Source organism: Yoonia sp. BS5-3 (genome assembly GCF_038069655.2).
Classification (GTDB): Bacteria; Pseudomonadota; Alphaproteobacteria; order Rhodobacterales; family Rhodobacteraceae; genus Yoonia; species Yoonia phaeophyticola.
The window spans coordinates 2728560-2754316 of sequence record NZ_CP150951.2 but is presented as its reverse complement, the minus strand read 5'-3'; the positions used below and the strand labels follow the sequence as shown (position 1 = coordinate 2754316).

Genomic DNA, 25757 nt, shown 5'->3' with positions numbered 1-25757 from the left:
ATGGATCAAATTATCACATTCCGGTCGGCGAGGTTTCAACCAACACCCGGAGAGCTGGACGATCAAAGCGACGAATATATCAATGGCGGGATTTTCGGAAGAGAGTTGAGTGATTACCTCGTGGCCGAACTAGAGAAAGTCGGCGTTGACGTAACATTTCGGTGCGCTGAGGATTGGGGTTGGTATCATCAAATCAAACATGATGAGCCCTACAAGCTCGGATTTGGGTGCCAAAATTACGAGGGCGAAGATCATTTGATCCAGTTCATTCCCAAATCATCTTATGTTCGAAGATGGTTCAAGAAATATCACGCTCTCCCCAAGATAGTTTTGCTGAAGGATCAGATCATGGACATACTCAATAGAGCTGACGACATCGACAACATAAAGATCGAAGAAGCATAGTCATCCGGCCTAACGTACATACGCCATCTGTACAGCTTCTGTACACAAAACATATACAAGAATTAAGGGGCATCCCATGTCACCGCTTAAGATCAAAAAAGGCTCAACCAGCCATTCAGCCTACGAACTCCGCCCCACCTTTTCGGACCGGGAGGAACAGCACACGCTGGCCATTCTTGTCGAAAATGAACCGGGGGTTCTGGCCCGTGTCATCGGGTTATTTTCCGGGCGCGGTTATAACATCGACAGCCTAACCGTGGCCGAGGTGGATCACCTGGGCCACCGCAGCCGCATCACAATCGTCACGACCGGAACGCCGCAGATCATCACGCAGATCAAGGCTCAGCTGGGGCGGATCGTGGATGTCCATAAGGTCAATGACCTGACCGTCGAAGGGCCATCGGTTGAACGCGAGCTGGCACTCTTTAAAGTTGTGGGGCAAGGCGAACACCGCATCGAGGCAGTCCGCCTGGCGGATATTTTCCGGGCCAATGTTGTCGACAGCACGTTGGAATCATTTGTGTTTGAGATCACTGGAACGTCAGAAAAAATTGACGCCTTCGCTGAACTTATGCAACCATTGGGATTAGAGGAAATCGCGCGTACCGGCGTTGCCGCTTTGTCGCGCGGGGCCTCTGCCTAAATCAAAAGCGCCCGGCCGAAAGGGAGGAGTCGGCCAGACGCTCTTGCAACCCCTCGCTGCGGATTGGGGCCGCGCGAGGGGCGCTGGTGGCCGGTGATCAGAGGGCTGATAACCGGCCACACAAGGCTGTCATACGATCACCGAAAAGGCCAAAACGCTTTGTTTCGATATGCTTAGGCGTCCCCAAGCATCAATGCGCTTAGCCGGTTTTCGGAAAACGCCTTAGGAAGGCAGCAAACCGTTTGCAGTTGCTGCTTCAATTTCATCAGCGTCCAGCAGGCCATCGCCTGAGACGTCAAGTGCTGTAAAGTCGTCCTCAGTCATCTCAGGCATTACGGCCTGAACTTCAGGAAAGCTGTACATTCCGTCGCCGTTGATATCGATCGCGGCATCCTGTGCGAAAGCTGGAACAGCCAGCACAGTCAGAACAGTGAAAGGTGCAATCAGCTTGGTTGTACGTGTCATTTTCGTTCTCCTATTTAGGACATGAAGAAGGCTTTTGCCTTCTCCGCCTACATGTGCGCCCTGCCCTGTCCTTTCCATGGAGCTGATAAAAATAAATGAAAAACGGCATCGATGCGCCCGATTTTGCGCAACTGATGCGCAAAAGCATGCTTAGCATTTGAACGATCAGGCCAAGTGGCAAGTCTTGTCCTATCCCCCCCTGCGCCAGTGGGCAAAGATTGGCTCAGGGCAGTGTTCCCTTTGTTTTGACCGCGCCCAACACCAAAGGGCAGGAATTTATCCGGCAGATCGCGTCTGAGCGCTTGCCCCCGGCTGCAAGCCTGCCCACATTGGCCGTAACGCAACAAGGATTCCCAATGCCCCCCCGCAAGATCATAATAGACACCGACCCCGGTCAAGACGACGCCGTCGCCATCCTTCTCGCTCTGGCGTCACCTGAAGAGATCGATCTGATGGGCATCACCGCCGTCGCGGGCAATGTGCCCCTGCCGCTGGGCCACAAGAACGCCCGGATCGTCTGCGAATTGGCAGGCTGGACGGATATCAAGGTCTTTGCTGGTTGCGATAAGCCGCTGCAGCGCGATCTGGTCACGGCAGAGCATGTCCATGGCAAAACAGGCCTTGATGGCGCTGATTTGCCCGACCCGCGTATGGATCTACAGCAACAACATGGCGTCGATTTCATCATCGAGACCCTGCGTAATGAGCCCAGCGGCACGGTAACCCTCTGCCCGATTGGTCCGCTGACCAACATTGCCACAGCGATGCAGCGCGCCCCTGACATTATCCCGCGCATACAGGAAATTGTGCTGATGGGCGGCGCGTATTTTGAAGTGGGCAATATTACCCCCACGGCCGAGTTCAATATTTATGTCGATCCCGAAGCCGCCGAAATCGTATTTGGCGCAGGCGTTCCGCTGACGGTGATGCCCCTTGATGTCACCCATCAGGCCCTAACCACCCCGCCGCGCATCGCGGCCTTCCGCGCGCTTGGCACCAAGGTCGGGGATACCGTGGCCGGATGGACCGACTTTTTTGAACGCTTCGATATGGAAAAATACGGATCAGAGGGCGCCCCGCTGCATGATCCGTGTACAATCGCCTATTTGATTGCGCCCACGCTTTTTCAGGGACGTCATATCAATGTTGAGATTGAAACGACCTCGCCTCTGACTGTCGGAATGACCGTTGCTGATTGGTGGCGCGTGACGGATCGCCCCGCCAATGCGATGTTTATGCGGGATATTGATGCTGAAGGGTTTTACGGTTTGCTGGCAGAGCGGCTGGCCCGGCTCTGATGCACATCCCCTTTGACAACAGCTATAAAGACCTGCCGTCACAGATGTATACGGCCCTGCCGCCCACGCCCGTCAAAGATCCAAAGATCATCGCAACGAACCCTGACCTTGCCCAAATGTTGGGGATCGATCCAGATGATCTGAACGCCCCCACAGCGCTGCGCTATTTTGCTGGCAATGCCATTCCAGACGGGGCTGACCCCTTGGCCCAGGTCTATGCCGGTCATCAATTTGGTCACTGGAACCCGCAATTGGGCGATGGCCGCGCCATCCTGCTCGGCGAGGTGGTCGGCAATGACGGTCTGCGCCGTGATATTCAGCTGAAAGGATCCGGCCCGACACCTTATTCACGCAATGGCGATGGCCGTGCCTGGCTGGGCCCGGTGATGCGTGAATATCTGGTCAGCGAGGCCATGCATGCCCTTGGCATCCCCACAACCCGGGCCCTGGCCGCCGTCACCACCGGTGAGCCGGTCCTGCGCGAAGAAATCCTGCCAGGCGCGATCATCACCCGTGTCGCCCAAAGCCATATCCGCGTTGGTACATTTCAATATTTCGCAGCGCGCGGCGATATCGTGGCGCTCAAAGCCCTCACCGATCACGTGATTGCCCGTCACTATCCGCAGGCAAAAGGCCCCGCCGATTTGCTGGATCAGGTCATCGCACGCTATGCTTCGCTGATCGCCCAATGGATGGGCGTTGGATTCATTCATGGGGTGATGAATACCGACAATGTCTCGGTCGCTGGCGAGACCATTGATTACGGGCCCTGCGCCTTTATGGATGTGTACCATCCGCATACAGTTTTCAGCGCCATCGACCAGCAGGGCCGCTATGCCTATGCAAACCAGCCCGCAATCGGCACGTGGAACATGGCCCAATTCGCAACGGCGTTGGTCCCGCTGATGCCCGACCAAGATCAGGCCATCGAAGCCTTCACCGCCACGATCAACCAGATGCCCGATATGTTTGAGCAGGCTTGGCTATCTGTATTTGCCGCGAAAATTGGGATTGAACATCCAACCCACGAGGATCGCGCATTGATCGGTGATCTGCTGGGTCTGATGGCCCAGGATGGTGCCGATTTCACAAATACTTTTGCTAATCTGAATAGCTCCGCCGCGCAGGATCAGTTTACGGATCGCGTGGCATTTGCTGCATGGCAGGAACGATGGGAACAGCGCAAATCACCCGATACCGCGCAGATTATGACCGCTGCCAATCCAAAGATCATCCCCCGCAATCATCGGGTAGAAGAGATCATTACGGCCGGTCGCGACGGTGACTTTGCCCCCTTTGAAGCGATGTTGGATGCCGTGAGCCACCCCTTCGCTGCGCTGACAGATGATACCGCGCCCTATGCCCGCCCGCCAAGGGATGACGAACGCGTCACCCGGACCTTCTGCGGCACGTGATCTGATTTTCAAAAAGGGAAGGATCAGGGTGCCCCGCGCCCTTTGCGCTGTGCAAAGGACGCGGGGCGTTATTACTATTCGGTTACGCGTACGGTGGCCATCATATCGGGCTGGCCGATAACGGCGCCATTTTGACCGGTGCCGCGCTTGATCGCGTCAACGACATCCATGCCTGATGTCACAGCGCCAACCACGGTATATTGTCCATTCAGGAAATACCCCGGCTCAAACATAATGAAGAACTGGCTATTGGCGGAATTGGGGTTCTGCGAGCGCGCCATACCAACAACGCCGCGATCAAAAGGAAGATCGGAAAACTCTGCCTGGATATCCGGAAGGTCAGAGCCACCTGTGCCCGCACGGGACAGATCGCTTCCCATGATGCCGTTCTGAACGTCACCCGTTTGCGCCATAAAACCGTCGATGACGCGGTGAAAGACAACCCCGTCATAATCCCCAGCCGCGGCAATTGCTGTGATCTGTGCCGCATGAAGCGGCGCTGTCTCTTCAAACAAGTCGATGACGATGGTCCCGTTGGCCTCGCCCTCAACATCGATTTCCAGCCCATCTGCGAAAGCAGGTGCAGCCAGAAACGCCAGTGCGGTTGCCAGCTTATACATCAGCTGCAACCTTTACGCTGATCATCCGGTCAGGGTTCATTGGTGGCTCACCCCGGTTGATCGCGTCGACATGTTCCATCCCAGAGATAACCTGGCCATAGACCGTATATTGTCCGTTCAGGAAATCATTATCCGAGAAGTTGATAAAAAACTGGCTGTTGGCCGAGTCCGGGTTTTGCGACCGTGCTGCCCCTAAAGAGCCGCGCGCGTGGGGGACTTTGGAAAATTCTGCAGGCAGGTCAGGCTTGTCAGAGCCGCCAGTGCCCGCACGTCCCAAGTTAAAGTCTTTTTCCATGTTCCCGTTGGCCACATCGCCAGTCTGCGCCATAAACCCATCGATTACGCGGTGAAAGCAAACATTGTCGTAAGCGCCTGCGCGGGCCAGTTCCTTCATCCGCGCGGTGTGCTGCGGGGCCACATCTGGCAAAAGCTCAATAACGACATCGCCGCCTTTGAGTGTCATGATAATCGTGTTCTCGGGGTCTTTGATATCGGCCATTGGGCGCTCCTTCATTGGTATTTGCGCACTGACATATGGTGCGCAGAGCCAATTGCCAAGCGGGTCTGGTTGACGCGGGCAACGCATTGCCGCAACAAAGCGCCAAATCAAACAGCACACAGGAGCGTCAGATGGCTTGGAAAACAATCGATGACATGGATTTTGCAGGTAAACGCGCGTTGGTCCGGGTCGACATCAATGTTCCTGTCGAAAACGGTGTTGTGACCGACACAACCCGCATAGACCGCATTCTGCCCACCGTGGACTACATCCGCGCCAAAGGCGGCAAGGTGATCCTGATGGCCCATTTTGGCCGCCCCAAGGGGCAGGTCGTGCCGGAGATGTCGCTTGAGATCATCGCCCCTGCCGTTGCCGATGCGCTGGGTCTGCCTGTGACGTGGGTTAACTCCGATTATGGCGATGCGGTTGCTGAAATGCGGGATGATGAGGTGCTCTTGCTTGAAAATCTGCGCTTCAACCCTGGGGAAGAAAAGAACGATCCGGAATTTGCCAAACGTCTGGCGAGCCTTGCTGATATTTATGTCAACGATGCCTTTTCAGCCGCGCACCGTGCCCACGCGAGCACAGAGGCGATTGCCCATCTGCTGCCAGCCTGTGCGGGCCGCCTGATGGCCGAAGAGCTAAGCGCGCTTGAAAAGGCGCTTGGCACGCCAGAACGCCCCGTGGTCGCCGTTGTGGGCGGCGCCAAAGTGTCGACCAAGCTGGATCTGCTGGGCAATCTGGTTGGCAAGGTCGATCATCTGGTCATTGGCGGCGGCATGGCCAACACATTCTTAGCCGCCCAGGGGATCGATGTGGGCAAATCGCTTTGCGAGCATGATCTGGCCGATACCGCCCGCGACATTCTGGGCAAAGCCGACGCTGCCGGATGCGAGATTATTCTGCCTACGGATATTGTCGTCGCGCGCGAATTCAAAGCGGGTGCCGACAATGAAACCGTCGCGGCAGATGCGTGTCCAGCCGATGCTATGATATTGGATGCAGGCCCTGCCACCGTCGCCCATATCAGCAAAACACTGGCAGCTGCCAAGACATTGGTCTGGAACGGCCCCTTGGGTGCCTTTGAGATCGCCCCCTTTGATGCGGCCACCAATGCGGCCGCCAAGGAAGCCGCAGAATTGTCAGCGGCGGGCAAGCTGGTGTCGGTTGCGGGCGGGGGCGACACGGTGGCCGCGTTGAACCAAGCAGGAGCCTCCGAGAGCTTTAGCTATATTTCAACGGCGGGCGGTGCCTTTTTGGAATGGATGGAAGGTAAAGAACTGCCCGGCGTTGCGGCATTGGGCTAGGGCCCGGGCCAGCAAGCGACACTGCCAGAAAATGCCTCTGATTTGCCCGCTAGGTATCTGAGGCAGAAATAACTTTCGACTGTTTGCGTTAACATCGAAACCGGTTGCGCTAACAGCATTGCAACCCGTTTTTGGCGGGCCTATCGGGAAGAAAATCCCAACTGGTATTCCAGAAAGGCCCGCCATGAAAACGACCAAGATTGTCCAAAAAATCCTGCGCAATTACGAGGGGGAGACGCCCGGCGTCAAAGCCAATCTGGCCCGTATCCTGATGGCCGGAAAGCTGGGCGGCACAGGCAAGATGATCATCCTGCCCGTCGATCAGGGGTTTGAGCATGGCCCTGCCCGGTCATTCGCGCCCAATCCTGCAGCCTATGATCCCCATTACCACTATAAGCTGGCGATCGATGCGGGCCTGAACGCCTATGCCGCCCCCTTGGGCATGATTGAGGCTGGCGCCGATACCTTTGCCGGGCAAATCCCAACCATCCTGAAGGTCAATTCGGCAAACTCCCTAATCCCGAATGCCGCCCCCAAAACACAGGCAATCACAGCGTCCGTCGATGATGCATTGCGCCTGGGCTGCGCGGCCATTGGTTTTACGATTTATCCTGGCTCTTCTGCCGCACTGAACATGTTTTCGGACATTGCAGAGATGCGCAAAGAGGCCGCCGCAAAGGGGATTGCAACGGTCATCTGGTCATATCCACGTGGTGAAGCCCTGGATAAAGACGGTGAGACTGCAATTGATATTGCCGCCTATGCCGCGCAAATCGCGGCGCTATTGGGTGCCCATATCATCAAGATCAAGCTCAGCACCGATCATCTGAGCCTGCCTGCCGCCAAAACTGTTTATGAAGAGCGAAAGATCGACATTGCCACACAAGCCGCCCGGGTCCGGCACTGTGTTGAAAGCGCGCTTGGCGGTCGTCGTCTTATCGTGTTTTCCGGCGGTGCCGCCAAAGGTGCTGATGCGGTTTACGATGATGCGCGGGCTATCCGCGATGGCGACGGGAATGGCTCGATCATCGGGCGCAACTCGTTCCAACGCGACCGTGCTGACGCGCTGTCGATGTTGGCGCAACTGGTTGAGATTTATCGCGGAAAGGCATAACGCCGCTAACCGGAACATGACAGTTGGCGGAAGGTGCGAAAGCCACCTTCACGCCTGACAACAAAGCAGATTTGTTCCTCTTCCCGCATTGTGTCCATCGCTTCGCAGGATATCTCCAAGAGCCCATTTTGCGGGTCTCCATTTTCAAAGAGAAAGCACTTTCGGGGAATATCCTGGGCATGAGGAACCGGGTCAAAAGAACTGTCTTCAGCATAAGATGTAGCGGCGAGGCTTATCAAACCGCAGATCAAGATTGGTTTTGCCAACATCAATTTACAACGCATCGTTTGACCAACTCTCCGAAACGGCTCTGTCGTCCAATACCAAATAACAATTCGACGGCCCGGTCAACGAACGCATTCATACAAACGAAATTAGGGGATTCCCTTTAAGCGCCACCTATGCGATTCTATCTCCAAGCCGCTCGACAGAGGCGGCGCAAGAGGAACGCATATGTTACGACGCAGCCGCCCCCCGTTGGGATCTTTGTTCTATTTCCTCAGCATGTTGATGCTTGGGCTGTATTTCACATTTGCGGCCGTTCAAGGTGACTATGGCCTGTTCAAACGCATTGAAATGCAGGCCGAAGCTGACGCGCTGCAAACCGAGCTTGCCGCATTGCAGGCCGAAGTGGATCGCATGGAAAACCTGACGACACGTCTATCAGACAATTTCCTGGACCTCGATCTGCTGGATCAGCAAGCCCGCGATGTGCTGGGCATGATCCGGGCCGACGAAATCGTCATCCGCTGAACGCAAACCCGCTATTCCGACAGCTTCTGACCGGGCGTCACTTTGGCTCTCGCAATTATTGCACGCATGGTTTATGAGATAGTTTAACGCTAAACTATATGCGAAAACGCTGGAGGAGTGCACATGCCGCCCAAAAAGGCCGCCGCGAAACCCAACGTCTCAGCCGAGGAGCTGCTGGGACATTACCGTGAAATGCTGCTGATCCGGCGCTTTGAAGAAAAGGCTGGCCAGCTTTATGGCATGGGCCTGATTGGTGGGTTCTGCCACCTCTACATCGGCCAGGAAGCTGTTGTTGTAGGCCTTGAGGCCGCAGCAGATGAGGGTGACAAGCGCGTCACCTCATATCGTGATCACGGTCATATGCTGGCCTGTGGCATGGACCCCAAAGGCATCATGGCCGAGCTGACCGGCCGCGAGGGCGGCTTTTCCAAGGGCAAGGGCGGCTCGATGCATATGTTTTCCAAGGAAAAGCACTTCTACGGCGGTCACGGGATCGTTGGTGCTCAGGTTCCTATCGGCGCGGGCCTTGCCTTTGCCGATAAATACAGAGGCAATGACCGCGTCACCTTTGCTTATTTTGGCGATGGTGCCGCGAACCAGGGTCAGGTCTATGAAACCTATAACATGGCCCAGCTTTGGGATCTGCCCGTTGTTTTTGTCATTGAAAACAACGGCTACGCCATGGGTACATCAGTTGTACGTTCGACAAAATCACCATCCCTGTGGGAGCGTGGTGCCGCCTATGGCATCGCCGGTGAAGAGGTTGACGGGATGTCTGTCCTTGCCGTGAAAGAGGCCGGTGAACGCGCCGTTGCCCATTGCCGTGCTGGCAAGGGCCCATACATCCTTGAGGTCAAGACATATCGCTACCGCGGCCATTCGATGTCCGACCCTGCCAAATACCGGACCCGTGACGAAGTGCAGAAAATGCGCGATGAGCGTGATCCGATTGAGCAGGTCCGCGACATTCTGTTGACCGGCAAGCACGCTTCAGAAGACGATCTGAAAGCCATCGACAAAGAGATCAAAGCCATCGTCAATGACGCGGCAGAGTTTTCCAAAGAAAGCCCAGAGCCTGCCTTGGATGAGCTTTGGACAGACATTTACGCAGAAGTGGAGGCGTAAGCCATGGCAACTGAAATCCTTATGCCCGCCCTCTCGCCCACTATGGAAGAAGGCACGCTGGCCAAATGGCTGGTCAAAGAAGGCGATACCGTTTCATCCGGCGATATCATGGCCGAAATCGAGACCGACAAAGCCACGATGGAATTTGAAGCCGTCGATGAAGGCATCGTTGGCAAAATCCTGATCGCGGAAGGCACCGAAGGCGTCAAAGTGAACGATGTGATCGCGATCCTGGTGGAAGACGGCGAAGAGGTCCCCGATCAAGTCGGGGACAGCGGCAGCGCGAGCGACGCAGCCCCGGCCCCTGCGCCGGGGCCTCAGCCGAAACCCGCAGAAGCGGCCGCCCCTGCCGCTGTTGCAGACACCTCACCCGATTGGGCCGCAGATGTTGAGGTGAAGTCAACCACCGTCCGCGAAGCCTTGCGCGATGCTATGGCCGAAGAAATGCGCCGGGACGAAGAGGTCTTCCTTATGGGTGAGGAGGTCGCTGAGTATCAGGGTGCTTATAAGATCAGCCAGGGTCTGCTGGACGAATTTGGCGCCAAGCGTGTGATCGACACCCCCATCACCGAGCACGGATTTGCCGGGATCGCCACGGGCGCGGCCTTTGGTGGCTTGAAGCCGATCGTCGAATTCATGACGTTTAACTTCGCCATGCAAGCCATTGATCAAATTATTAACTCTGCTGCCAAGACGCTTTATATGTCAGGTGGTCAGATGGGCGCGCCCATGGTCTTTCGCGGCCCGAACGGGGCTGCTGCCCGCGTCGGTGCACAACACAGCCAGGACTACGCCGCCTGGTACATGCAGATCCCCGGCCTCAAGGTTGTGATGCCCTATTCGGCGGCTGACGCCAAGGGCCTGCTAAAAAGCGCCATCCGCGATCCGAACCCGGTGATCTTCCTTGAAAACGAAATCCTTTATGGCCGTAGCTTTGATGTGCCGGTGATGGATGATTTCACCATTCCCTTTGGCAAGGCCAAGATCGAGCGCGCCGGTGACGACGTGACCATCGTCAGCTTTGGTATCGGTATGCAATACGCCCTTGAGGCGGCTGAAAAACTGGCCGAGGACGGCATCAGCGCCGAAGTGATCAACCTGCGCACCCTGCGCCCGATTGATTTGCCCACGGTTCTGGCCTCGGTTCAGAAAACCAACCGCTGCGTCACCGTCGAAGAAGGCTGGCCGCAAGGCTCTGTCGGGTCCTGGCTGGCCTCCGAGATCATGCAGCAGGCGTTTGACTATCTTGATGCCCCAGTGATCACCTGTACGGGCAAGGACGTTCCGATGCCATATGCCGCCAACCTTGAAAAACTTGCGCTGGTCACCACCGATGAGGTGATCGCCGCAGTGAAACAAGTCACATACCGTTAAGGAGACAGCGCAATGCCTACAGAAATTCTGATGCCCGCCCTGTCCCCCACGATGGAGGAAGGAACGCTGGCCAAATGGCTGGTCAAGGAAGGCGATACCGTCAATTCCGGCGATGTGATGGCCGAGATTGAAACCGACAAGGCGACGATGGAATTCGAAGCCGTGGATGAAGGCACCATTGGCAAAATTTTGGTGCCTGAAGGCTCCGAAGGGGTCAAGGTCAACGATGTAATCGCGATCCTGCTGGAAGATGGCGAAAGCGCGGATGATATCGGCGATACATCCGCTCCTGCGCCGGCAGCGCAGCCTGCCGCGGCCGCCGAGGCGGCTCCCACCGGGAGCTCCGAGAAGGCCGCCCCCCTGCGCCAGCCGCCCCTGTCAAAGACGGCAACCGCGTCTTCGCCACGCCCCTGGCCCGCCGGATTGCCGCCGAAAAGGGCCTTGATCTGTCGCAGATCACAGGCTCAGGACCACATGGCCGGATCATCAAGGCCGACGTCGAAAATGCGACGGCGACGCCGAAGGCGGCGGCCCCAACAGCCAAAGCAGCCGCTCCGACCGCATTGGCCGCAGGTCCGGACACCGATGTGGTGCTCAAGACCTACGAAAGCCGTGCCTTTGTAGAAAAGCCGCTCGACGGGATGCGCAAGACCATCGCAGCTCGCCTGACGGAAGCCAAACAATCGGTGCCGCATTTCTATCTGCGCCGCGATATTCAGCTTGACGCCCTGCTGAAGTTCCGTAGCCAGCTCAACAAGCAGCTCGAGCCGCGCGGCGTGAAACTGTCGGTCAATGACTTCATCATCAAGGCCTGCGCCTTGGCCCTGCAAGAGGTGCCAGAGGCCAACGCTGTCTGGGCCGGTGACCGGACCCTGCAGTTCGAACGCTCGGATGTGGCGGTCGCAGTGGCTATCGAAGGTGGGCTCTTCACCCCTGTCTTGCAGGATGCGGATATGAAGTCGCTGTCGTCCCTATCGACCGAGATGAAAGACCTCGCCAGCCGCGCCCGTGACCGCAAACTTGCGCCACATGAATATCAGGGTGGCAGCTTTGCGATCTCTAATCTTGGGATGTTCGGCATCGATAACTTCGACGCCATCATCAACCCACCCCATGCGGCAATTCTGGCTGTGGGTGCAGGTACCAAAAAGCCAATCGTGGGCGAAGATGGTGAATTGACCGTGGGCACCGTGATGTCTGTTACCCTATCGGTCGACCACCGGGTCATCGACGGCGCTTTGGGCGCGAACCTGCTGCAGGCAATCAAGGCGAATCTTGAAAGCCCGATGACCATGCTGGCATAAAATTCGAAAAGAGCTGCGTCCTCAAAGAACGCAGCTCTTTTCTTACTTCGTTTGTCTTGCCTTAGGTGGCCTTAAGAGCCATTTAGCAACTGATCCATCGTCAGCGATGGCTGCGAGCACCCTGCTTCACCAACGATTTTTGCGGGGACCCCAGCGACGGTCTTCATGGGGGGCACTTCTTCCAGCACGACCGACCCCGCCGCGATCCGGCTACAATGTCCGACGCGAATATTACCAAGCACCTTCGCCCCCGCCCCGATCAAAACCCCGTTTCCGATCTTCGGATGCCGATCATCGTCCTCTTTGCCGGTGCCCCCAAGTGTGACCGAATGTAGCATTGAGACGTTGTCCCCAACCACGGCTGTTTCCCCCACAACGATTGAGTGCGCGTGATCAATCATAATACCCTGCCCGATCTGCGCAGCCGGGTGAATATCAACGCCGAACATCTCACTAACCCGCATTTGCACAAAATATGCCAAATCCCGTTTTCCACTGCGCCAGAGCCAATTGCCCAAGCGATAGGATTGGATCGCTTGGAACCCTTTGAAAAACAACAATGGTTGGATCAACCGATGGCAAGCCGGATCACGGTCAAAGATCGCCACCATGTCCGCGCGGGCGGCACTTGTCAGGTTTGGTTCCGCTGCATAGGCCGCATCAGCAATTTCGCGTAAAATCTGTTCGGACATCTCTGACGAAGCCAGTTTCATCGAAAGCCGGTAGGCAAGCGCCCCCTCGAAAGAGCCATGGTGCAGCACACCTGAGTGGATCAATCCACCCATCAGCGGCTCTTCTTGGATAGCCATCTCAGCCTCTTGGCAAATACGACTCCAAACCGGATCAACTTCGGCAAGCGTCTTTTGTAATTGTGCCATAGCAAGGCTCCCTAGTCTGAGACCTTTGATGTAGGCTACTTCGGTTCATTTTTCCAAGAAATTTTCGGTGAACTGCAACTTCACAAAGTTTGATCATCCTAAGAGGCGCTCAGATGCGTACAAACCTGCGCAAAACAACCCAGGTAATCTGAGCATATACGATCTGGGCGCGGGGCCTGCCGAAAACGTGCTGCCGCTGATAGAATTGAACCGGTCCCGAAATCTGGATGTACCCTTCCCAACCGTCGCCGATACTTATCCGCCGCCTGCGCCCGCTGGCATATCTTGGTAGCAAGCGCCGCGCGTTCATGTGCCGGCACAACCAAAAGCGCCCGCGCTGCCGCTTCGATATCGGCTAATTGGACAGCTCGCACGGCCCTAAGCCTGCAAGATAAGCGAAGCAGCAGGACCAGCCCCGAAACGTGCCGATAACTGCGCAACTTCCAGACGGAACGGGGCGCTGCCGACATCGCTTGCGAGATCTGCCTGATCATAGGTCCAGAAGGTCGTGCTTACATTGACCACGCGTTTGTCGATCCCATCTTGGATGATCCGAATTTCATAATTTTCGCTGTCCTCTCCCAGCGGGATATCTTGGTCAGACCATAGGTCCCCGTCGATCCGGCTGGATCGTATCCATGAGATATCAAGCCCGTTTGCGCCGCTTTCGCCCTTCAAATGAACCACCGGATATGGCCGCAGACCATTTCCTGCAAACGCATGGCTTGCGTAGCGATAGCTGGCGTCCGTGATTGGCTTGCTGGCCGGACCATAGCGGAAGTGTCTGGTGCTCCTCCGCGCACTGGATGCGAGGTTCAGTTGTTGCTGACTGCCGTCCAACAAAACCATGATTGATCCAGCAGGCCATACGCTAGGCATCAAGCCATGGGTGCCAAGCTGCCCGCGCAGCAACCCTCGGATCTCGTATTTGCCATTCGCGATAACCGCCGCGCTTTGGAACTGAAGGATTTCCCATTGATCAGGCGTGCCGTCACCAATTGCTATTGTATTCGCCCCTGACAAAAGCGCGCTTGCCATCGCCGAGCTGAGCGTACCAGTCGTCAGATTGACACGCACACCCGCCTGTCGATCCCAGATACCAACAGGACCACTTGCAAGCGGGCTTATAAGTGTACCAATCGTCGCGGCCTCGCTGATCAATTCGTCGAGAAGATATCCACTATCCTGCGCAGCGCTATAAAGGGCAACATCCCCTGGCCAAGGCGCAGCAGCCGCCGCGACATGAGGTGCATGCGGCAGCTCATCCCCCGTCAGCAAAGGCAGATCAAGAAACAACAGTTCCACCGGAACAGGCGCTGTGAATGGCGCCAGGGCCGTATCATCATCGATGGTCACTTGCGGCTTGTATGCTTCGGCATCGATACGTGTTGCCTCAACCATCCGCATCCCGGCCTCATCTGCCCGATCAATACGATAAAGCCCGTCATGATCCAGTGTATCCACGCGAATGACATCGCCAGCGCCAACGGTATTTTGTGAAGGTGGCAGCGCAAATGTTGCGCTATCTCTGGCAATCCGCGTCTCATAAAGCCAACGATTGGTTGTATGTTGCCCCTCGCCTCTTGTCAGGGCGAGCGGCAATTCGCTTTGGGACGACACAGGACGGCCACTTGCCGGGTACACTGCCTCTGACGCGATTGCCGCGTAATCTGCATCAGCATCCAAGTAAGACGCTTGAACGCGGCTCGGAACTTCAATCGCAGAGCCACGGATCAAGGTCAGCGCACGGTCGGCTTCTGGGTCGATTGCGATCGTGTCATCATCAACCAGATGGTCGACACGTCCGGATCTGTTTCGAAAGACAAGTTTTCCGCCACGCTCAACAGCGTCAAAACCATAGGCAAGCATCAGCGGCTGCAACGCTGCCCGCCCCGATGCACCGCCGTCCTGCGCATACCCACGAACGATCCCATAAAGCTCTGAGACATCATATTGCGTGACACCAGACTGTTCGCAAATCTCAGCAACGACAGAGGCCAAAGACCGGTTCGTAGCACGACCGTTCAGCCAGTGCCCGCGCGCGTAATTGTCACCGTCGGACCAAAAGTCGCGGTTTCCGGGAAAATAGGGGTAAGGCCGCGCGTCCCATGCCCACACATGCATCCGTTCCACATCGATCATACTGCCGCCATAAACCTCAGAGATCGGATTGTTTGCCCTATCCGCAAAATGGGCATGAACGGCCCGGATGTACTGAACCTGAATAAGATCATCCCGATTGCCGGATGAATAATAGGGCAATTGCGACTCTGATGACTTAGGATCGAGGAATTTATTAGGTTGGTTGGTGCCCTTGTCGATCGCAGCACAACCAAATTCGGTGAACCAGATTGGTTTTGCACCCGGTGTCCACGCGGTCGGCGTGGCCTGACGAACACCATCGACTCTGTTGTGATGGTGATTGCCCCACCATCCTTCAAAGTCCTTATAACGCCAGACCCATGGCTCATCATCGCCATCTGTAATGACCGACCTACGTTGTGAATCGCGGGCCTCTGGCGTGGAGTAATACCAATCATAGCCCTCGCCGCCGGCGACGTTGGCAGTCAGATAATCGAGGTTGTAGATGGATTTCGCATCGGCATCGGCATGATCTTCGCCTTCACGCCAATCAGATAGCGGCATGTAATTGTCAACACCAATAAAGTCGATATTCGGATCAGCCCACAAAGCATCCAGATGAAAGAACTTGTCTGCCGTCCCAGCTGGTTGATACCCATGATATTCGGTCCAATCAGCGGCATAACTGATCTTGCAATTGGGCCCCAAGATCGCACGCACATCTGTAGCTAAAACGCGCAGCGCTTCAACCGCAGGAAAGCTGTTCCCCGCCCCCCGGATCTGGGTCAAACCGCGCATTTCAGAGCCGATACAGAACGCACCAACCCCGCCTGCGGCCGCGCAAAGATGCGCGTAGTGCAGAATGAAACGCCGATATCCCCAATCGGGATCGCCATTGTAGGTGACGCGATCACCGGACACGACAAAATCACCCGTTTCAGCGTTGCCCATGAATGCCGCAACCTCGGCCTCAGCGCTTGCCGTTCCGTCAGGCGAGCCGTCAACACCGGGGGCAAGCGAAGACGTAATCCGCCCACGCCAGGGCAACGTGGGCTGACCAGCCTGACCAGCCTGACCAGTGTAAGGATCAGGCAGTGTATTGCCCGACAACTGCTCCATTAAGATAAACGGATAAAAAACTGGGTCCATGCCACGGTTCCGCATCGCGACAATCGCTTCGAAAACCGAGGCATCAGTCGGTGTTCCACCATAGACGGGCTGACCGTCCAGCAAAGGAACCTGCGATGCAGCGCTGCGGGATAGGCCAGAGACCTGCCAAGGCATTTTCTCCGCATCGGTATCGTTTTGTTCGACTTTAGGGCGGATCTCGCAACTCTCGCACCGAAGGTCATCGCCGAACCACGAAACAACCAAAACGACCGATTGACACCCGGGCAACTCGCCCTCCAAAGCATCCAAAGATGTCAGAAAATCACTTTGACCAGATGGGGAATTTGTATTTATCGCGACCTGCTCGCCGTAAGAGGGCGACATGAAAACCTGAGAAGTCGCCAACCCATATTCGCCTGTACCGGGGATCAAGGCGACACCGGAAACCAAGGAAGAAAGATCGTCGGCCAAATGTCCCGGTGCCGGTCTCATGACCTCAAAAGTCAATTGCGGAATACGGTTGCCAAACTGACCTAACGGTAAACCCTCCAGCACCACATAGGCAGTGCCTCGATAGGCTGGTGTGTTTTCCAACCCTTCGACCGCCGCGATTTTCGGATCGGGCTGCTGGTCATCGGTCCCGGTATAAACACGCAGATTCAGATCAACAGGTGAAATTTCTTCACCATCGGCCCAAATCCGACCAATCCGACTAATCTCTCCCTCACAAAGGGCAACAGCAATATTTACGGTGTAGGAATAGGTCGTCACTTCGGGTGTCGGTGGTGCCCCCTTTCCACCGCCAGAGGTTTTCTTGACTTCGCTAAACTGTGAGGCCCAGATCACTTGCCCCGGCACCCGCAAACGCCCATACAGCACGCGAATATCGGCCCCTTCAGCCGCGCTGGTCAGACGAAAACGATCAACACGGCCGGTTTCAATCGGCTCGCTCCCGCTGCCCATGATGCGTTCATCAATCCGCCGGCCAACAGCCGCGCCAACCGCACGGCCAATTGTCGCCATCGACAGACCAAGTACTGATCCGCCAATACTTCCACCAAGAGCTGCTCCAGCCGCTGAAAGCGCAATCGTCGCCATGATAGATTATCCTTGTGAAATTTGAAAACGAGCCGCAATGCGTCTGTGCCAAGGCGCGGAAAGCGGGCTCTCGATCACGCCATGCCCTGTGTAGGCATGGATAAAACGGGCGTCCGAGGCCGCTTGCGATATTATCCCGATATGCTTGGCAACAGCGCCGCTGCGCATCCGAAACAGCAGTATTTGGCCCGGGCGCAGTTCGTCTGTGGTCTCTTGCATGTGGCGTTGGGCGGCAGCGTGCAATAATTCATCAGCTTGCGGCTCGGCCCAATCTGGCGTGTAGGCAGGAACCAGTTCAGGTTCTGGGCCAATGACTTCACGCCAAACACCACGTAACAAGCCTAAACAGTCGCAACCGACCCCTTTGACCGACGCTTGATGAAGATAGGGCGTTCCAATCCACGAGCGTGCAGAATTTACGATGTCTTGGTTCATCCGTTACGACTTCCACCAGTATTGGACTGATCAGAGCGCGGCACGCTGACAAGCCAATCATCACCCGGGATATGCGGAAAGCCCTGGAAGTTGATCAAATTCGCAAATTTCTCTTTGCAAGTCTCAGCGCGTTTGTCGCAACCAGTCACCAAGCGGACCTCATCTCCGGGGACGATTGCAGCGCGTATCGGTTCCCAAAGACGGATATGCCGCGACGATCCATGCTCAGTGTCCTGTCGAATCAGGCCTGACAGCCCAGTCGCAGCGCCAGATATCACTTCTAATGATCCGCCATCGAACCACTGGACGGCAAAATCACTCAGATCATCAAAACTGAAAAACTGATTTGCCTCTACAGATTGAACGGCGATTATTGTCGAATAACGCGGATCAAGCAGGTTCGCGGTGCAAGATCCGTCGCCCAAAGTGGCACCACAGGTTGTCAGATATGTCCGCCCAGTGGCCTGGTTCATTGGGTCAGCAAGACCCCGCAATTCTGCCTGAAAGGCGCCAGCAACACGCGTAATCTCACCGATTGTTCCGGAAAACAGCAATTGACGATTTTCGGGCTGATCCCATTGAACCAACCAAGTCGACACGGCCGCTTCATCATAGCGCCCCGCCTCAATATCGGCCTCTGTAATCGCCGCCGCGGACAGGACGCCAGCCGCTTCGCTATTGTCGACAGACAGCCCCGTCGTGCTGGACAATGCCCGCGCCGTCATCCCGGTATCAGGCTGGAAGATCACACCGTCAAAACCAATCGGTTGATCGTGATCTGTAAAGCCAAGCGTCACGCCGTCTTGGCGCTGCAGGCGCCAGCAATGGCACATATGGGTCGCCCCGGTTGCCAAGTGCTCATGTAGATCCAACGCGCTCATACCCGAACCTCAACGATCGGAATATTCGGCGCCTCACCCGCCTGAAAACTTGAGACCGAGGTTAGGATCGCATCCGTGTCAAAGCGCACCGGAACATCGAACTCAAAACCGGCACGTATTTCCGCACCAACTCCAGGAGCGCGTTGAAAGATCAGTGCACCAGTGGTTTCGTCAACGGTGAAATCAGGCCCATCTTGAAGTGGGTCACCGCCGACCGCCACGCGTACCGACCCCGCGACGGGTTTAGTAATCGGTCTGGCATAACTGAATTCACCCGAACGATAGGTTTTGGTTAACGAGAACGTATCGGTAACCTCGTCCCCCGTCGCGATCAGCTGATCAGAAGAAGACACCTCTTGCGACGGGGCGCATGATTTGTAGTCACTCCAGTCTTTCCAGCGAAAACCGATCAATTGTCCTTGCCGCGCCTCGAAAAAGGCAATCAGCGTCTCAAGATCATCCAATGATCTCAGGCCCATACCACCGTCATAGCGACGGCGGGCATGCGCCCATGGTGTATTGCGCTCTTCAAACCCGTTCGCCAAAGTGACGATATCTGTACGGCGTTCTGGCCCGCCAACCGACCCAAAGCTTAATGATGCGGGGAAACGCACTTCGTGAAATGACATGGCTTGATGCTCCCTAACGATTACGTTGGCTACGGCCCAACGCCCGGGCCATCTGCGTCGCAATTTGTCCCTGACTGCGCTGGAAACCCAGCGCATCCGGGGTGCTGATATTCATAGTGACCGACACAGCCGACGACCCTTGGGTGCGGACACCCAACCGACCATCCGCACCGCGGGCCAGGGGCATGATCGCCTCCGGTCCAGCTTCGCCCATCAAACCGGTTGCGCCACGCATCGGAAAAGATGTCGGGCTACTCACAATGCCGCCCTTGGCAAAAGGCATCACACGACCCTGCGAAAACGGGGCGCCATCGGCGAAGGGCATCACACTCGATACCGCCGCATTCAGACCATCCGATAACAGCGATCCCAAATGGTTGGTCACGGGCTGCATCGCAGCAGAATAGGCTGTGTTGATCATGGACTGCGCCAGGCCGCCCAGCGCATCCGACAGCTTCATTCCATCAAGCAGGACACCGTCAAAGGCGCGTCTCAGACCGTTAGAAAAACCACGCTCAAGGTTGCCCAAATCACGGGTTGTCTCACCCAGCGCGCCCTGAACGTCACGCAATTGGCGATCAAAGGCGGCGGTCATTTCTGCCGCATCGCTCAACGTGTTTTCGAGCGAACTGACATCGCCCTCAAGCGCATCAATTTGTTCAATCTCGTCCATGGCCTAGTCCTCTATCTTGTCCGGAAAAGCTCTTGCCAAAGCATCAAGCCGGCTCCGATCCATCGGGCTTTCCTTGCTGGTCAAGCCCAGCATCATTTGCAGTTCCGCAGGTGTAAGCGCCCAAAATTCAGCAGGCCGAAGCCGCAGGATAGCTAACCCCGCATACATCAGGCCGGGCCAGTCAAGCCGGGTCATCCAGGCGCCGTAAATGCGCGGGTCAACAGCAACGCCGCAACCTTCGCAGCCCCGACAGGACCATTTTCAATCTCACAGGTCAGCAAATCCGCAGTCTGGCCGGTCCATCCGCCGCCACGAAGGCCTGCAACGATGACGGCCAAAACGTCGGCTCCCGAAAAATCGCCATTTTCAAAACGGCGGGCTAAGGCCACCAAAGACCCTTCGCCAAGCGCACTTTCCAGCTCCGCCAAGGCACCCAGCGTCAATTTGCAGTTATGGGCTTTCCCATCGATGCAAATCGACACTTCTCCAGACCACGGATTCGCCATCAGATCAGTGCCGTAAAGCTCAGCGCACCGGCCGATGCGAGCGACAGCTCATAGGTCGCCTCGCCATTGTAAGATCCCGAATATTCGATTGAGGTGATCTGAAACGCACCTTCCACGGTGCCAAAGTCAGGAATGATCACCTGAAAGTTCGGCGTTTCACCATCAAAGAATATCTGCCGTGCACGTTCGTCAGTGGCCTCATCCTTGAAAACGCCGGATCCAGACAAGGATGCGGTTTTCACACCTGCACCTGATAGCAATTCGCGCCACCCACCAGAGCTTTCAAGGCTCGTCACTTCAACGCTTTCAGCATTGAAACTGATACGTGTTGCACGCAATCCAGCAACCGTCTCAAACAAACCACCGCCCGTCATATCGATCTTGATCAACAGGTCTTTACCGTTCTGAGCCACCATCTGGGGCACTCCTTTTTGCTAATTCTTGGACTAGGTTTCGTCAGACACGCGCGCACGAAAAATAAGGTCAATCTGGCGCTTGTCGCCGGTGCCGATACGGGCTGCTTTGGCCTTGTAAAAGTTCAAGGCGACAAGCGTGCCACGTGACAAAGCCAGATCGCTTGCGGTCAGCACATCACTGATCGCTGCTGCTGCAACTTTAGCCGACGCAAAGCCTGCGCTTTCGGTCACAACTGTCACTGTGAACTCGTGAAGCGCGCCGCCCCCAGTCTTGTCGGATGCATCCTTGACATCTTCCGAGCCAAGTATCGCGTAGAGAGGCGGCAATGCGCCGGGCGGAAGCGCATCATAAACGGCACCACCCAGCAGCGCCGTAAGCCCTGCATGATTTGTCAGCTCCTGGAAAATTGCAGTCTGCAAGGCGGCCGCGACACCATAACTCATGACGCCACCTCCTCTTCCGTACGGCAGATCAGATACCGCCCATCCGTGCCTCTGTCGGCGACAGCATTGATATTGAAAACGCGAGTACCATCCCGAAATCGTTGGCCAGGCACAGGACGGGACGGCGCGCCGGGTTTGGATGCGCGAACAACAATGCGATAAGGCACGCGTGAAACAGTGACAGCAAAGGCGGCAGCCTCCCTGCCCGCTCCGGACGTGACCTCAGCCCATAGAACGCCAAGCTCTTGCCAATCGCGTGTGTAGCCGCCCGCGCCATCGGCAACCTGGACGGGCTGCTCCAGGACCAGCGGGCGCGACAGATCGGGCATTCTCATCTCTGGCCTCCCATGAACATGCGCACGGTCCGGTAGCGCTCAATCAAGGACGAAACGCCAAAAGGTAACAAGCCGCGCGCTTGTGCAGTGTCGTGCCGGTATTCGTAATAATAGGCGGCCAACATCATGACGGCCTGGGCCAGATCGGCAGGTAAATCGCCCCAATCCGGCCCAAAACCCGCAAGAAAGCCGATCCGGATTGAACCGCCAGCCGGACAGGCCGGCAGACTGGCGCCAGTTGCGCGCAGACAGGGGCGCTGGTTGTCAGGCTGCAAAGACCATGCTGCATCATCGGCGATTGTCTCTTCGCCATTCATGGCGATCAGCGTGACGCTGGTTACAGCATTCACCGGGGCAACGGGCAACGGCTGACGCCGGCAATCCCGCCAGGCAGTCAATGTCCAGCTAAATTCGCGTTCGACCAGTATTTTGCCGGTGCGGGCTTCGATCGCCGCGAGGGCGGCGCGAAGATATGTTTCCAGCACAGGATCTTGCAATCCATCGTCGGAGAAACCCGAACCAAGGCGCATATGGTCTTTCATTTGTGCGACCGGAAGTGCAGCACTCGGCACTGTGGTCTCTTCGATTAACATCATGGAACGACTCCGAAATTCACTGATCATCCGGGCAGTTGAGCCCGGACGCATGCACACCCCCCGCATTGCTCGGACGGAAGGGAGCAGCTAGACAATGCGGGGATTGCCTGACATGCGTCCGGGGCAGATGCGCCCAAATGAATGGGGCGCATCTCTCGCGTGTCAGCCTCAGCTGACCGCGAATTTCAGCAATTTGATCGCCGCAAAATCGCTCACAGCACCGCCAACACGCTTGGTTGCATAAAACAGAACATGCGGCTTGGCTGAGAATGGGTCGCGCAGGACGCGCAGGTCAGGACGTTCTGCAACGGTGTACCCGGCAGAAAAGTCACCAAACGCGATGGCCATGGCATCATCATCGATGTCCGGCATATCTTCAGCGATCAAAACGCGGTAGCCCATCAGGCGGGCGGGCTCGCCCACAGCCAGACCGTCAACCCAAACAAAGCGACCGTCATTGTCCTTCAGCTTACGGACGGTGCCCGCAGTTTTTGAGTTCATGACGAATGTGCCGTTCGCGCGATATTCGGCGCCAAGCGCATAAACCAGATCAACGATCGCGTCGGCACGGGTGATGCTGCCAGCAGCACCAGATGCAACATAGCCCAAGCTACCCCAGGCCCAGCTGTCATTATCAACTGTCGGGTAGGTCAGAATGCCGGTTGGCTTGTCTGCGCCATCACCAGACACGAATGCATTCGCTTCAGAACGGGCAAATTTGTCAGCAATCCGGTTGGCCAGCCAGCCTTCAATATCAAATGCACTGTCATCAAGAAGACGTTGGGATGCTTTCGGCAAAGCCGACAATTCATGCAGCGGAATTGAGATTCGCTCAATCTGCGGGGTGTCTGTCTCGACGACAGCAGCGCTTTCAGTCGCCCATCCAGCACCCAGCTCAGAATGATCGACCAGAACGTCGTATGATGTCGCATCAACATTCACGACATTGGCAATCGAACGAATAGATGCAGTCGAAGACAACGTGCCCTGAATAGCGTCCGCCGTCTGCGGGTCAACCAGATAGCCACCATCGGCAGCAACGGCTGTGCCAAGGGCTTTGCCCTCCATCTCGAGGCCGCGCAGCGCGTCATCATCGCCCGAGCGCAAATAGGCAGCAAAAGCCTTTTGATGGGGCGCATCTTCTGAAGCAGCCGCCGCCAATGCGGGGCGGGCAGAGATCATGGTCTTTCGGTCCAGCTTATTCATCCGGTCATCCTGTTTTTGAAGTTTGGCAGTCACGCCTTGGGAAAAGTCTTTGAAATCGCTCATGAAACCGGCGATCGCCGTGTTCAAAGCCTGGGCAGGAGACACATCTTCCCCGGCCCGAGAGGAGCTCTCAGTTGTCGTCATCAATCGGTCCTTTGATCGTGGCGGGGGTCAGTCCCGAGCCATCAAGCAGCGCGCACCCTCAAATGCAGCCGCCAAGTCACGCAGTGCAGCATCCGCTGGGTCATCCCCCTTGGCAGCGACACGCGCATCAGGAAGCATCGGAAAGGTCACAAGGGACACTTCCCAAAGCTCCAGTTCAGACAAAAGGCGACCGCCCTTGTCATCCTTCTGGGCCTTTACGGTGCGATAGCCGATCGACAGACCGTCAATCGCACCAGCGCCAATCAATGACGCGGCCTCTCTGCCTTTCGCAACATCGGTCAGCAACCGGCCCTTGACCCACAAGCCGCGATCATCTTCGCGCACTTCGTCCCATACACCGATGGGCTGCGCCGGATCATGCTGCCAAAGCATCTTGATCGAACGGCCTTTGGCCAAAGATGACCGATAAGCGCCGCGTTGAACCGTATCACCGCCCTGATCAGCCTTACCAAATAGCGAAGCGTAACCGCTGATCGTTGTGCCGTCAGTGACAGTCACATCCGTGCCCAGCGCACAAAACTTATGTTCCAAATTCATAGGGGTCCCCCACTTAGCGCTTTGACGATCTCGAAAACCAAAAGCCCCGCACAACCGCAGACAATCAGCCATATCTGCCATTCAAGCCGCGACACCATGAATTCAATCCGGCCCAGGCGAACATCCACTTGTGCGAACCAGAAATCAGAAACAGGCGGTTTGCTTTGAGGCCGTGGTTTTCCCTTTAGGTCAACGACATTGTTATCCATCGCCGACCTCCAATGCAGGTAGGCCAAGCAAGGAACGCTTTTCTGCATCAGTCAGAAAAGCAGCCTCTGCAACGCGGCGCCATTGCGCGTCACGCTCTGCCGAAAGTGCCGGGATCTGATCAAGATCAGGGCGCATCGCGATCCGTTCACCCGTGAAATCGGACAACCAATCGGCAATCGCGCTGACAACGCGGGTCGCCAGGGGCAAGACCGTCAGGCGATAAAATGCCCGATTTGCCTCTTGGTAATTGGCATAGGTGGCATCACCTGGAATCCCCAACAACATAGGCGGAATACCAAAGGCTATAGCGATCTCTCGGGCAGCGGCTTCCTTGGTCTTTTGAAACTCCATATCGGAGGGTGAGAAACCCATAGGTTTCCAATCAAGACCACCTTCAAGCAACATTGGGCGGCCCGCATTCCGGGCACCTTGGTGCTGGGTCTCCATCTCACCAAGCAGGCGATCATACTGATCGGCACTCAACGCGCCCTGACCATCGGCGCCGCGGTAAACAATCGCGCCAGACGGGCGCGCTGCATTATCCAGCAAGGCCTTGGACCATCTGGATGCCGCGTTATGCACGTCAATAGCGGAAGCAGCCGCTTGCAATGCAGAGAAGCCATAATGATCATCCTGGGGATGAAAGCTCTTGATATGGCAAATCGGACTAACAGCGTCTGAAACAGCAAATCGGTGCTTCCGGCCGCTGACATTATATTCATAGGCAACAGGCCAACCATCGGCGCCTGGCACGACAGACATGCGGTCAGAGCGCAAAACATGCAACTCAACAGGCAGAGCCTCGTCAAAAACGGCCTCCAAATACCCGTTTCCGGTCAGCAATACCTGACCAAAAAGAGCCTCCAACAACTCGGCCCGGCCCTGCCCCCCATTTGGGCGGGACAGCAGCTCTTGCACAGGATGGGTGTCGTAGCGACGATCGACATCTTGCACGACAAGAGGCAAAGCCGCAGCTGCTTCGGCAATCAGCTTCACAGCGCGAAAACCAATCGGATTACCTGTGAAACCATTTCGGGTCAGCGACGCTGCATCCCGGGGGGACCAGGCCACACGACCGGCACCGGACATCGCCATGACACGCCCAGTCGCCGAAGCCTTCACTTCAACGGCCGCCGTTTCAGGCTTCGTACGGGTTAAAAAATCAAACATCCAAAACTCCTTGGTGCCGGCCGATGGTGGCCGTCTGTGATCCACGAAAATCAATTTGCTCTAA

At 56.3% G+C, this 25757-nt stretch carries 27 protein-coding genes and 1 pseudogene; 10 read left to right on the top strand and 18 right to left on the bottom strand.

Annotated features, from left to right (window positions below):
* Window positions 1-405: a hypothetical protein gene (locus AABB29_RS13980; protein WP_341366327.1), complete on the top strand. Its 405-nt coding sequence runs from the start codon at window positions 1-3 to the stop codon at window positions 403-405.
* A 76-nt stretch (window positions 406-481) separates the two neighbouring features.
* Window positions 482-1048, top strand: coding sequence for an acetolactate synthase small subunit (gene ilvN, locus AABB29_RS13975; protein WP_341366328.1), 567 nt, complete (start codon window positions 482-484; stop codon window positions 1046-1048).
* A 222-nt stretch (window positions 1049-1270) separates the two neighbouring features.
* Here ilvN and AABB29_RS13970 read toward each other — a convergent pair whose 3' ends face one another.
* Window positions 1271-1513 (bottom strand): hypothetical protein, encoded by a 243-nt coding sequence (locus tag AABB29_RS13970; protein WP_341366329.1) that lies wholly within the window; start codon window positions 1511-1513, stop codon window positions 1271-1273.
* A gap of 356 nt (window positions 1514-1869) precedes the next feature.
* Here AABB29_RS13970 and AABB29_RS13965 point away from each other — a divergent pair, with 356 nt between their 5' ends.
* Both AABB29_RS13965 and AABB29_RS13960 read left to right on the top strand, forming a co-directional pair.
* Window positions 1870-2811: a nucleoside hydrolase gene (locus AABB29_RS13965; RefSeq protein WP_341366330.1), complete on the top strand. Its 942-nt coding sequence runs from the start codon at window positions 1870-1872 to the stop codon at window positions 2809-2811.
* Window positions 2811-4226 carry a protein adenylyltransferase SelO family protein gene (locus AABB29_RS13960; RefSeq protein WP_341366331.1) on the top strand — a complete coding sequence of 472 codons (1416 nt, stop codon included), beginning with the start codon at window positions 2811-2813 and terminating at the stop codon, window positions 4224-4226. Before AABB29_RS13965 ends, AABB29_RS13960 begins: the two co-directional genes overlap by 1 nt.
* 74 nt (window positions 4227-4300) lie before the next feature.
* Here the strand turns inward: AABB29_RS13960 and AABB29_RS13955 are convergent, their stop codons facing one another.
* Together AABB29_RS13955 and AABB29_RS13950 are read right to left on the bottom strand one after the other, a co-directional pair.
* The gene (locus AABB29_RS13955) at window positions 4301-4846 is read right to left on the bottom strand and encodes a peptidylprolyl isomerase (protein ID WP_341366332.1); all 546 of its coding nucleotides are present in this window, start codon (window positions 4844-4846) and stop codon (window positions 4301-4303) included.
* Complete coding sequence (locus AABB29_RS13950; RefSeq protein WP_341366333.1) at window positions 4839-5345, bottom strand: peptidylprolyl isomerase; 507 nt, start codon at window positions 5343-5345, stop codon at window positions 4839-4841. Before AABB29_RS13950 ends, AABB29_RS13955 begins: the two co-directional genes overlap by 8 nt.
* A gap of 131 nt (window positions 5346-5476) precedes the next feature.
* Between AABB29_RS13950 and pgk the strand changes: the two genes are divergently transcribed.
* The 6 genes and pseudogenes from pgk (at window position 5477) to AABB29_RS13920 (ending at window position 12322) form a co-directional block, all read left to right on the top strand.
* The gene (gene pgk / locus AABB29_RS13945) at window positions 5477-6652 is read left to right on the top strand and encodes a phosphoglycerate kinase (protein ID WP_341366334.1); all 1176 of its coding nucleotides are present in this window, start codon (window positions 5477-5479) and stop codon (window positions 6650-6652) included.
* 184 nt (window positions 6653-6836) lie between these two features.
* Complete coding sequence (locus tag AABB29_RS13940; protein ID WP_341366335.1) at window positions 6837-7766, top strand: class I fructose-bisphosphate aldolase; 930 nt, start codon at window positions 6837-6839, stop codon at window positions 7764-7766.
* 453 nt (window positions 7767-8219) lie between these two features.
* Entirely contained in the window at window positions 8220-8519 is a 300-nt protein-coding gene (locus AABB29_RS13935; RefSeq protein WP_341366336.1) for a septum formation initiator family protein, read from the top strand.
* A 123-nt stretch (window positions 8520-8642) separates the two neighbouring features.
* Window positions 8643-9644 (top strand): pyruvate dehydrogenase (acetyl-transferring) E1 component subunit alpha, encoded by a 1002-nt coding sequence (pdhA, locus tag AABB29_RS13930; protein WP_341366337.1) that lies wholly within the window; start codon window positions 8643-8645, stop codon window positions 9642-9644.
* 3 nt (window positions 9645-9647) lie between these two features.
* Window positions 9648-11018: a pyruvate dehydrogenase complex E1 component subunit beta gene (locus tag AABB29_RS13925; RefSeq protein ID WP_341366338.1), complete on the top strand. Its 1371-nt coding sequence runs from the start codon at window positions 9648-9650 to the stop codon at window positions 11016-11018.
* 12 nt (window positions 11019-11030) lie between these two features.
* Window positions 11031-12322: pseudogene (locus tag AABB29_RS13920) on the top strand (pyruvate dehydrogenase complex dihydrolipoamide acetyltransferase).
* Window positions 12323-12393: 71 nt separating this feature from the next.
* Here the strand turns inward: AABB29_RS13920 and cysE are convergent.
* The 15 genes from cysE to AABB29_RS13845 form a co-directional block, all read right to left on the bottom strand.
* Complete coding sequence (gene cysE, locus AABB29_RS13915) at window positions 12394-13200, bottom strand: serine O-acetyltransferase (RefSeq protein WP_341366339.1); 807 nt, start codon at window positions 13198-13200, stop codon at window positions 12394-12396.
* 378 nt (window positions 13201-13578) lie between these two features.
* Window positions 13579-17490, bottom strand: a complete 3912-nt coding sequence (locus tag AABB29_RS13910; RefSeq protein WP_341366340.1) for a glycoside hydrolase/phage tail family protein — start codon at window positions 17488-17490, stop codon at window positions 13579-13581.
* A 6-nt stretch (window positions 17491-17496) separates the two neighbouring features.
* The gene (locus tag AABB29_RS13905; RefSeq protein ID WP_341366341.1) at window positions 17497-17925 is read right to left on the bottom strand and encodes an NlpC/P60 family protein; all 429 of its coding nucleotides are present in this window, start codon (window positions 17923-17925) and stop codon (window positions 17497-17499) included.
* On the bottom strand, window positions 17922-18806 hold the full coding sequence (locus AABB29_RS13900; RefSeq protein WP_341366342.1) for a DUF2163 domain-containing protein: 885 nt from the start codon (window positions 18804-18806) through the stop codon (window positions 17922-17924). Before AABB29_RS13900 ends, AABB29_RS13905 begins: the two co-directional genes overlap by 4 nt.
* Window positions 18803-19435 carry a DUF2460 domain-containing protein gene (locus AABB29_RS13895; protein ID WP_341366343.1) on the bottom strand — a complete coding sequence of 211 codons (633 nt, stop codon included), beginning with the start codon at window positions 19433-19435 and terminating at the stop codon, window positions 18803-18805. The genes AABB29_RS13900 and AABB29_RS13895 overlap by 4 nt, the downstream gene beginning before the upstream one ends.
* A gap of 13 nt (window positions 19436-19448) precedes the next feature.
* A complete protein-coding gene (locus AABB29_RS13890; RefSeq protein ID WP_341366344.1) occupies window positions 19449-20108 on the bottom strand; it encodes a phage tail tape measure protein in 660 nt (219 codons plus the stop codon).
* 3 nt (window positions 20109-20111) lie between these two features.
* Window positions 20112-20303, bottom strand: coding sequence for a rcc01693 family protein (locus AABB29_RS13885; protein ID WP_341366345.1), 192 nt, complete (start codon window positions 20301-20303; stop codon window positions 20112-20114).
* Window positions 20300-20614: a gene transfer agent family protein gene (locus AABB29_RS13880; RefSeq protein WP_341366346.1), complete on the bottom strand. Its 315-nt coding sequence runs from the start codon at window positions 20612-20614 to the stop codon at window positions 20300-20302. The genes AABB29_RS13885 and AABB29_RS13880 overlap by 4 nt, the downstream gene beginning before the upstream one ends.
* Window positions 20614-21030 carry a phage major tail protein, TP901-1 family gene (locus AABB29_RS13875; protein WP_341366347.1) on the bottom strand — a complete coding sequence of 139 codons (417 nt, stop codon included), beginning with the start codon at window positions 21028-21030 and terminating at the stop codon, window positions 20614-20616. Before AABB29_RS13875 ends, AABB29_RS13880 begins: the two co-directional genes overlap by 1 nt.
* A 30-nt stretch (window positions 21031-21060) precedes the next feature.
* Window positions 21061-21474, bottom strand: coding sequence for a DUF3168 domain-containing protein (locus AABB29_RS13870; protein WP_341366348.1), 414 nt, complete (start codon window positions 21472-21474; stop codon window positions 21061-21063).
* On the bottom strand, window positions 21471-21809 hold the full coding sequence (locus AABB29_RS13865) for a head-tail adaptor protein (RefSeq protein ID WP_341366349.1): 339 nt from the start codon (window positions 21807-21809) through the stop codon (window positions 21471-21473). Before AABB29_RS13865 ends, AABB29_RS13870 begins: the two co-directional genes overlap by 4 nt.
* Window positions 21806-22405, bottom strand: coding sequence for a head-tail connector protein (locus AABB29_RS13860; RefSeq protein WP_341366350.1), 600 nt, complete (start codon window positions 22403-22405; stop codon window positions 21806-21808). The genes AABB29_RS13865 and AABB29_RS13860 overlap by 4 nt, the downstream gene beginning before the upstream one ends.
* 168 nt (window positions 22406-22573) lie before the next feature.
* The gene (locus tag AABB29_RS13855) at window positions 22574-23755 is read right to left on the bottom strand and encodes a phage major capsid protein (protein WP_341366351.1); all 1182 of its coding nucleotides are present in this window, start codon (window positions 23753-23755) and stop codon (window positions 22574-22576) included.
* A gap of 27 nt (window positions 23756-23782) precedes the next feature.
* The gene (locus AABB29_RS13850; RefSeq protein WP_341366352.1) at window positions 23783-24313 is read right to left on the bottom strand and encodes an HK97 family phage prohead protease; all 531 of its coding nucleotides are present in this window, start codon (window positions 24311-24313) and stop codon (window positions 23783-23785) included.
* Window positions 24314-24514: 201 nt separating this feature from the next.
* The gene (locus tag AABB29_RS13845) at window positions 24515-25693 is read right to left on the bottom strand and encodes a phage portal protein (protein WP_341366353.1); all 1179 of its coding nucleotides are present in this window, start codon (window positions 25691-25693) and stop codon (window positions 24515-24517) included.
* Between the last annotated feature and the right edge of the window lie 64 nt (window positions 25694-25757).

What these genes read in the sequence shown, in the direction of transcription:
- AABB29_RS13875 (WP_341366347.1), bottom strand. Translation starts at nt 21,030, where the DNA reads ATGGTGGCTCAGAACGGTAAAGACCTGTTGATCAAGATCGATATGACG.
- AABB29_RS13950 (WP_341366333.1), bottom strand. Translation starts at nt 5,345, where the DNA reads ATGGCCGATATCAAAGACCCCGAGAACACGATTATCATGACACTCAAA.
- ilvN (WP_341366328.1), top strand. Translation starts at nt 482, where the DNA reads ATGTCACCGCTTAAGATCAAAAAAGGCTCAACCAGCCATTCAGCCTAC.
- pgk (WP_341366334.1), top strand. Translation starts at nt 5,477, where the DNA reads ATGGCTTGGAAAACAATCGATGACATGGATTTTGCAGGTAAACGCGCG.
- AABB29_RS13910 (WP_341366340.1), bottom strand. Translation starts at nt 17,490, where the DNA reads ATGGCGACGATTGCGCTTTCAGCGGCTGGAGCAGCTCTTGGTGGAAGT.
- AABB29_RS13865 (WP_341366349.1), bottom strand. Translation starts at nt 21,809, where the DNA reads ATGAGAATGCCCGATCTGTCGCGCCCGCTGGTCCTGGAGCAGCCCGTC.
- AABB29_RS13885 (WP_341366345.1), bottom strand. Translation starts at nt 20,303, where the DNA reads ATGACCCGGCTTGACTGGCCCGGCCTGATGTATGCGGGGTTAGCTATC.
- AABB29_RS13895 (WP_341366343.1), bottom strand. Translation starts at nt 19,435, where the DNA reads ATGTCATTTCACGAAGTGCGTTTCCCCGCATCATTAAGCTTTGGGTCG.
- AABB29_RS13940 (WP_341366335.1), top strand. Translation starts at nt 6,837, where the DNA reads ATGAAAACGACCAAGATTGTCCAAAAAATCCTGCGCAATTACGAGGGG.
- AABB29_RS13955 (WP_341366332.1), bottom strand. Translation starts at nt 4,846, where the DNA reads ATGTATAAGCTGGCAACCGCACTGGCGTTTCTGGCTGCACCTGCTTTC.
- AABB29_RS13965 (WP_341366330.1), top strand. Translation starts at nt 1,870, where the DNA reads ATGCCCCCCCGCAAGATCATAATAGACACCGACCCCGGTCAAGACGAC.
- AABB29_RS13855 (WP_341366351.1), bottom strand. Translation starts at nt 23,755, where the DNA reads ATGACGACAACTGAGAGCTCCTCTCGGGCCGGGGAAGATGTGTCTCCT.
- AABB29_RS13935 (WP_341366336.1), top strand. Translation starts at nt 8,220, where the DNA reads ATGTTACGACGCAGCCGCCCCCCGTTGGGATCTTTGTTCTATTTCCTC.
- AABB29_RS13900 (WP_341366342.1), bottom strand. Translation starts at nt 18,806, where the DNA reads ATGAGCGCGTTGGATCTACATGAGCACTTGGCAACCGGGGCGACCCAT.
- AABB29_RS13860 (WP_341366350.1), bottom strand. Translation starts at nt 22,405, where the DNA reads ATGATGTTAATCGAAGAGACCACAGTGCCGAGTGCTGCACTTCCGGTC.
- AABB29_RS13845 (WP_341366353.1), bottom strand. Translation starts at nt 25,693, where the DNA reads ATGTTTGATTTTTTAACCCGTACGAAGCCTGAAACGGCGGCCGTTGAA.
- AABB29_RS13890 (WP_341366344.1), bottom strand. Translation starts at nt 20,108, where the DNA reads ATGGACGAGATTGAACAAATTGATGCGCTTGAGGGCGATGTCAGTTCG.
- pdhA (WP_341366337.1), top strand. Translation starts at nt 8,643, where the DNA reads ATGCCGCCCAAAAAGGCCGCCGCGAAACCCAACGTCTCAGCCGAGGAG.
- AABB29_RS13970 (WP_341366329.1), bottom strand. Translation starts at nt 1,513, where the DNA reads ATGACACGTACAACCAAGCTGATTGCACCTTTCACTGTTCTGACTGTG.
- AABB29_RS13980 (WP_341366327.1), top strand. Translation starts at nt 1, where the DNA reads ATGGATCAAATTATCACATTCCGGTCGGCGAGGTTTCAACCAACACCC.
- AABB29_RS13880 (WP_341366346.1), bottom strand. Translation starts at nt 20,614, where the DNA reads ATGGCGAATCCGTGGTCTGGAGAAGTGTCGATTTGCATCGATGGGAAA.
- AABB29_RS13925 (WP_341366338.1), top strand. Translation starts at nt 9,648, where the DNA reads ATGGCAACTGAAATCCTTATGCCCGCCCTCTCGCCCACTATGGAAGAA.
- AABB29_RS13905 (WP_341366341.1), bottom strand. Translation starts at nt 17,925, where the DNA reads ATGAACCAAGACATCGTAAATTCTGCACGCTCGTGGATTGGAACGCCC.
- AABB29_RS13870 (WP_341366348.1), bottom strand. Translation starts at nt 21,474, where the DNA reads ATGAGTTATGGTGTCGCGGCCGCCTTGCAGACTGCAATTTTCCAGGAG.
- AABB29_RS13850 (WP_341366352.1), bottom strand. Translation starts at nt 24,313, where the DNA reads ATGAATTTGGAACATAAGTTTTGTGCGCTGGGCACGGATGTGACTGTC.
- AABB29_RS13960 (WP_341366331.1), top strand. Translation starts at nt 2,811, where the DNA reads ATGCACATCCCCTTTGACAACAGCTATAAAGACCTGCCGTCACAGATG.
- cysE (WP_341366339.1), bottom strand. Translation starts at nt 13,200, where the DNA reads ATGGCACAATTACAAAAGACGCTTGCCGAAGTTGATCCGGTTTGGAGT.